Here is a 2,585-nt window from a genome sequence, read left to right as displayed (position 1 = left end):
CTGTAGTTATTCTTACTTTAATGCTAGTCTTGGCAAGCGGAACCAAAATCTAGAACCACCTTCAGGACGAGGTAAATAACCAATTATACCCCCCCAGCGTTCGAGTGTGATTCTACAAAAATAAAGACCTAAACCCGCTCTCCCTGACTTATCTTTACCTTGGGAGAACTTTTGAAATAAATTTTTTACCATTTCTGGCGATACACCCAAGCCCTGATCATCTACAGTAACTAAAACATACTCCCCATCTAATTCTAGACCAATAGTTACAGTAGAATCTGGTACACTGTAACGATAAGCATTTTCTACTAGATTAGAAATCACTCTATCTAAACGAGATTGATCTCCAATAACTGTCCAGTCTATTGTCTTATCAATGTTAGCGGCAAACTGTAATTGTATATGATTAAGAGCAAAACTAGGCTTTAAAAACTCAATTACCTCTTGGATGGAAGTTAATATATTGGGTGCTTCCTCAATACCAATAGGAGAATTTTCTGGTAATAGTACTTCATTAGAAAAAGCATCTAAAGTATCCTTAATTAGGATCTCTTGTTTTAGACATTGCTTGATACCAGTTTCTAAATACTCTTTTCCTTGAGGTGTTAAATTCTCAAATTCCAGGAGTGCAAAACAGCAATTTATAGCACTTAATTCCACTGCTATATCATGGATAAGACAATGGATTAAAACATCTTTTTTTTGATTATCTTTGAGCAATTGCTGATAAATTAACTTATATTCTCTAGCTTTTTGTAGAATATACTGCTGTTCTTGATAAGAATCTTCTAAAGCCTCAATTAATAAAACTTTCCTATTATCGACAAAAATTGCATAAGCTTTCAAATGATATTCTTGCCCAGTGGCATCTATTTCAGTCCATAAACCTGAACTCAGTTTTTTAACATTATTATTATTGTTTATCCAAAATTCTTCAGCATCAATTAAAAAATTCTTTAAAAAAGAAAACTCTCCTTGCGGTATTGATATATTTATCCCTGATGCCAATTCTTTACAAGAAAATTTATTGTACCAATCAGGTAAATTACCAATTGTTTTAAATAGCCCTTTATTAATTTGCTCTAACGCTAGAATATCTAAAGCGGTGAGCATATCATTTGTGATAGATGTATTCATGGGTTATATCTGCTACGCTCAATTAATTTTGATTCTAGGTTACTAATTTAAATTTCTATTTAATTTTTCCTGTAATAGTCTGAAATCATTAGCTTTTTGTTGAATAGGAAAAAGGTAATCTCTATCACAGCTACTATCTAACATCAATACCCAATCTACTTCCTTCGTCGGTAATATATGAACATCTACACAACTGCCATACTCTGTTTGGATAAATGGTATAAATAAGGAGGCATTATCTAGTGGTAGTAGACCTTCCAGAAAAATAACTTGCTCTTTTGCATTTTCTCCTTTACGGAGATTAGTAATTCCATATTCTGCCAACTTCCCACCCCAACTTAGGAGGCTGCCATCTTTATTAACCAACAGATAGGCAAGAGAAGAATCTGCTACTACAAAATTTAGAATATAGGTAATTACAAAAACAGGAATATCTAACATTTAGCAATCCAATATTTTTTTAGTAATAGTTTGAAAAGCTTCTTCTACACCGACACCATTTTTAGCACTGGTTTTAATCACAGTCCAACCCTTTTGTATAACATCATCTATTTCAGTAGATTCAATTTCCCATTCATCCGTTATATCCCATTTGTTCATGACTAAAATAAAGGGGACTTTTCCAATAGCATCTTCTACTTTTGTTTGTAAATCAAAAGCTTGTTCTAAAGTATTATGCCTTGTACCATCTACGACTAATAAATAACCAGCAGAACCTCGTAAATAAGACATTTGTAATTTTTGAAATTCGTCTTCTCCATAAATATCCCAAAGAATAAGATTTATTTTGTTATCTTGAATATCTATAGTTTTTTTATCAATTTTTACACCCACTGTAGTATGGTATTTTTCTGAAAAAATACTGTGGACTAACCTCGCTACTAAACTAGTTTTACCTGTAGCAAATGCACCGATCATACAAATTTTTTTCTGGATAATCATAAATTGATCTAACTTTATTTAGAGGTATTAGCTATGAATACCTTGAAAGATACTCTCCGATTAAGTTTTTTAGATTCTGGTGTTACTTCTGGCTGTAAAGGTAGGCTATAACTTACCCCTGTGGCTTTAAATTGGTTTATATTAATTCCTTGAGATTTTAAATAAGATAGAATTTTATTAGCACGGGCTTGACTGAGCAGCTTATTTTGCCCTTCTGTTCCAGTACTACTGGTATGCCCAATTATTTGAATCTGTGCATTTTTCCCCAGATACTTAGCAATATCTAAACATTTACGGATGGATATAAATAAATTAGGTAACTTGTCAGCTTCACCAGGCATCAACTCAGTTGTCCCTTCTGAAAAAAATAATATTTTTTGTTCTATTTGTTTTTTGTATGATTCTAATTGTCTCAGTTCTATGTCCACAAGGTTTTTGTCTTGTAATTTGGTGATGCCAGGAATAAAATACCATAATTTCCGTGCTTCTAAAATCCATTTGCGGGG

4 protein-coding genes are annotated in these 2,585 nt (G+C 32.5%); all 4 read right to left on the bottom strand.

Annotation, left to right across the window (positions count from 1 at the left end; genetic code table 11):
• Positions 1 to 12: 12 nt before the first annotated feature.
• The gene (locus tag RRG12_RS42755) at positions 13 to 1,137 is read right to left on the bottom strand and encodes a sensor histidine kinase (RefSeq protein WP_420759555.1); all 1,125 of its coding nucleotides are present in this window, start codon (positions 1,135 to 1,137) and stop codon (positions 13 to 15) included.
• Positions 1,138 to 1,179: 42 nt separating this feature from the next.
• Positions 1,180 to 1,578: a hypothetical protein gene (locus RRG12_RS42750; protein WP_420759556.1), complete on the bottom strand. Its 399-nt coding sequence runs from the start codon at positions 1,576 to 1,578 to the stop codon at positions 1,180 to 1,182.
• The gene (locus RRG12_RS42745) at positions 1,579 to 2,076 is read right to left on the bottom strand and encodes a Rab family GTPase (protein ID WP_176726900.1); all 498 of its coding nucleotides are present in this window, start codon (positions 2,074 to 2,076) and stop codon (positions 1,579 to 1,581) included.
• 17 nt (positions 2,077 to 2,093) lie between these two features.
• The coding region (locus RRG12_RS42740) for an OmpA family protein (protein ID WP_420763260.1) at positions 2,094 to 2,585 on the bottom strand (492 nt) is incomplete at its 5' end.

Source organism: Nostoc sp. CALU 546, from assembly GCF_048836525.1.
The sequence above is the reverse complement of the archived record's forward strand: the minus strand, read 5'-3'. Positions and strand labels throughout refer to the sequence as shown.